This window comes from Lacticaseibacillus songhuajiangensis (assembly GCF_003946025.1).
In the GTDB taxonomy this organism is placed as follows: Bacteria; Bacillota; Bacilli; order Lactobacillales; family Lactobacillaceae; genus Lacticaseibacillus; species Lacticaseibacillus songhuajiangensis.
Genome location: NZ_RHNR01000080.1, coordinates 1 through 3,072, shown reverse-complemented (window position 1 = coordinate 3,072; position 3,072 = coordinate 1). Strand labels below are relative to the sequence as shown.

The 3,072-nt window shown below is 48.1% G+C and carries 3 protein-coding genes; all 3 read left to right on the top strand.

Translation table 11 applies throughout. The features are described from left to right. Positions 1–214 precede the first annotated feature (214 nt). A complete protein-coding gene (locus EKM97_RS11780; protein ID WP_125572567.1) occupies positions 215–1,501 on the top strand; it encodes a replication initiation factor domain-containing protein in 1,287 nt (428 codons plus the stop codon). Positions 1,502–1,600: 99 nt separating this feature from the next. Next, positions 1,601–1,843 carry a DUF3173 family protein gene (locus tag EKM97_RS11775; RefSeq protein ID WP_125572566.1) on the top strand — a complete coding sequence of 81 codons (243 nt, stop codon included), beginning with the start codon at positions 1,601–1,603 and terminating at the stop codon, positions 1,841–1,843. Beyond that, positions 1,840–2,973, top strand: a complete 1,134-nt coding sequence (locus EKM97_RS11770; RefSeq protein WP_125572565.1) for a site-specific integrase — start codon at positions 1,840–1,842, stop codon at positions 2,971–2,973. The genes EKM97_RS11775 and EKM97_RS11770 overlap by 4 nt, the downstream gene beginning before the upstream one ends. Positions 2,974–3,072 lie beyond the last annotated feature (99 nt).

Genomic DNA, 3,072 nt, shown 5'->3' with positions numbered 1-3,072 from the left:
GCCGCCGTGCGCGGCGTGCAGCGCGAAAGCCGCTAGCGCGAGCGGCGGCGGTCGGCGTTAGCCGACCGCCATCAGCCCCCAGTGTCTAATAGGGGGGCGATAGTATGACGGGATAAACCTTCTAGGCAGAAATAAACCGCGTAAGACCGGCGTTTCGCTAGAAATATGACGCAAAATTAGCGCCCGATTAGTTCACATCGAAAGGAATGACAAAATGCAAAAGGATTTAACTCTTGTTAATCCACAAAGCTACTCGTGGTTAGATGAGCTGGAAGAATTCAAAGATGCCTACGGCATCACACAGCAACAATTAGCCGATACAACGGGATATAGTCGCGAGTACATCAACGCCTTGATTAAAGGCCGGAAACAGCTCACAGCGCAAGCTAAGACCAAATTAACAACTGCAATGCGCGTGCTGACCAAACGGAACAACCTAGATTTCTGTATCGACTACTTCCGCGTCACCTTTAAGTCACACGATGCTAAAAGCATCATTCAAAAGATATTTCAGATTAGGCCAGAACACTTCTATCGTGAGGACTGGGCGTTTTACGGCTACACGCATAAGCTGGTCTGTGGTGAGCTAACGGTGATGCTCTCACAACAACCAGAACGCCGTCACGGTGAATCAGAAGAAGCGTGGCTAAAACGGGACAAGGGCACAATGATTGAGTTGAGCGGTCAAGGCTGTCGCTATTTGGAAAACTACCTTAGCGGGCAAAAGCGCTCATGGTATGACGTCTTCATAGCTTGCCAAGAATTGCATGGTCGCTTCAAGCGAATTGACCTCGCTATCAATGACCGTCATGGCGTCCTCGACATTCCAGAATTGATTGAGAAGTATCGAAACGACGAATACCGCTCGCGTTTCAAAGGTGGCAAAATTCATCGCTCGGATCGTGACCACAAGGAGGGAAACACCTTAGAGTTAGGCTCACGCCAAAGTGGTGTCCACATGGTGATTTACGAAAAGGACTTTGAGCAGTGGCAAAAGCAAAACGTGTTACTAGAAGACAAGTTACCGATTGAAGAACAACCAATTAAGAATCGTTTTGAAGTGCGGCTAACTGATGAACGGGCTGATTCAGGTATTGAGGCGTTACTGTCAACTCGCGACCCTGAAAAGGTTATCTTCGGCATCATCAACCATTATATTTGCTTTCTCACCCCTACCAAAAGTAAGAGTAAGCAAAGCTGGCCGATTGACCCACGATGGGCAACCTTTATTGGTGCTAATCGGGACAAGTTATCCCTAACCGTTGACCCGCAACCCTTCGACTTTACGACAACTGTTGGCTGGCTCAAGAAGCAAGTGAGTTCCTCGCTGAAACTGATTGTGATTTTAGACGAGATGTTAGGAACGCACACGCTTGATGAAATTATTGACGCTGGCAAACTAAGTCCACGGCAAATCGATTTGATTCAGCATTATCAAAATGGCAACTGTGGCGCCTACCTAGACGATTTTGAAGCAAAAGAAAAACAAAGCAACGAATGAACGCGATTGCCGCGCTGACCCGAAACTTTGCCCTAGACAAGCTAAGTATATCATGGTCAGTAAAATGCGGCGATCTCCAATTTGAAAAAGGAGAATATTATGCCAGCATACCTGACCCTGACACGGGCTGATTTAATCAAGCTGGGATACAGTCCAGCGCAAGCAAGCCGTATCATCAAAATGGCAAAAGAGTTGTTGCTCAAACGTGGCCTTGGATGGTACGCTAAGAAAGGCGTAGACCGTGTTCCAGTGGAAGCAGTAGACGCAGTATTAGGCTTGAAACTAAGCCAACTTGAGGGTGCACCAAGTGGCCTTTCCGCAGTTAAGGAGGAACTATCTTGACTACGAAAGACCATATTACAAAACAAGCGGACGGCACTTTTAGCTTCCGCGTGAGCTTAGGAACTGACAAACGGACTGGCAAGCGAATTCAAAAACGCGCCAGCGGCTTCAAAACGAAAACGGAGGCGAAAAAAGCAAGAGTTGCAATGTTGGCAGCTGGGGTCGACGATGATGAGGACATCAAGAAGACGAAGTTTGGCGAGTTTATGGAGGACGTGTTCAAACCTTGGTACAAAACCCAAGTGAAACCACGCACCTACCGCCAACGGTTAGTTTTGATGAACACCGATTATCTGACTAGGTTCAACGACATTATCATTGACCAAATTCGGCCGATTGATGTGCAACATTGGCAAGTCAGCGTACTCAAAGACTGTAAGCAATCCTATGCGCGTACCATCAACATTATGTTAGGCCAAGTGCTTGAACGTGCTAAGGCGCTTGGTATCATCACTGAAAATCCCGTGCGGGTCGTTGGCCTCATCAAAAAGAAGAAAGCAAAAATCAAGTTCTGGACGCAAGCTGACTTCCAAAAGGTACTCGCCAAAACGAATACCGATACGTATACAGGACGCTTTGATCACACGATGTTGTGGTTCATGTTTATGTCTGGCTTGCGAAGCGGTGAAGCACGGGCATTAAAGTGGACAGACGTTGATCTCGAAGCTAAGACCGTGAACGTCAATAAGACGATGGACTATCACAACCGCAACTGGTTTGAAACGCCCGCGCCAAAGACTGCCGCTAGCCGCCGCACCGTGGCGCTTGATGACGATACCGTTACGTGCTTAGGCGCGTGGCAGGACGCACAAGCGGTAATGGTGAATTCCGAGTGGGTATTCTCACTTAATGGAATTCCGTGCTCTGACCAGCAATTTATCGCCATTGTGGACACTTACAGCGATGCGGCCAAGGTTCAGCGGATTACCGTGCACGGCCTCCGCCACTCGCATGTGTCGCTGTTGATCAGCCTTGGTGAAAATCCACTCCAGATTAAAGAGCGTCTGGGGCATGAGGATATCGAAACGACACTCGGCACTTACGGTCATCTCTACCCAAACAGTAACTTTGAAGTCGCAAAAAAGCTCAACGGGATATTCTCCAAAGAGGTGCCCGATGAGCCAAAATAATTTGAAAAGGGTCAAAACTGTGCCACCGTAAAATCGATGGTGCTAGAAACGTTGATACCACGGGACGGGCGCGAAATGCGCGATTGTTCCCGGGAAATA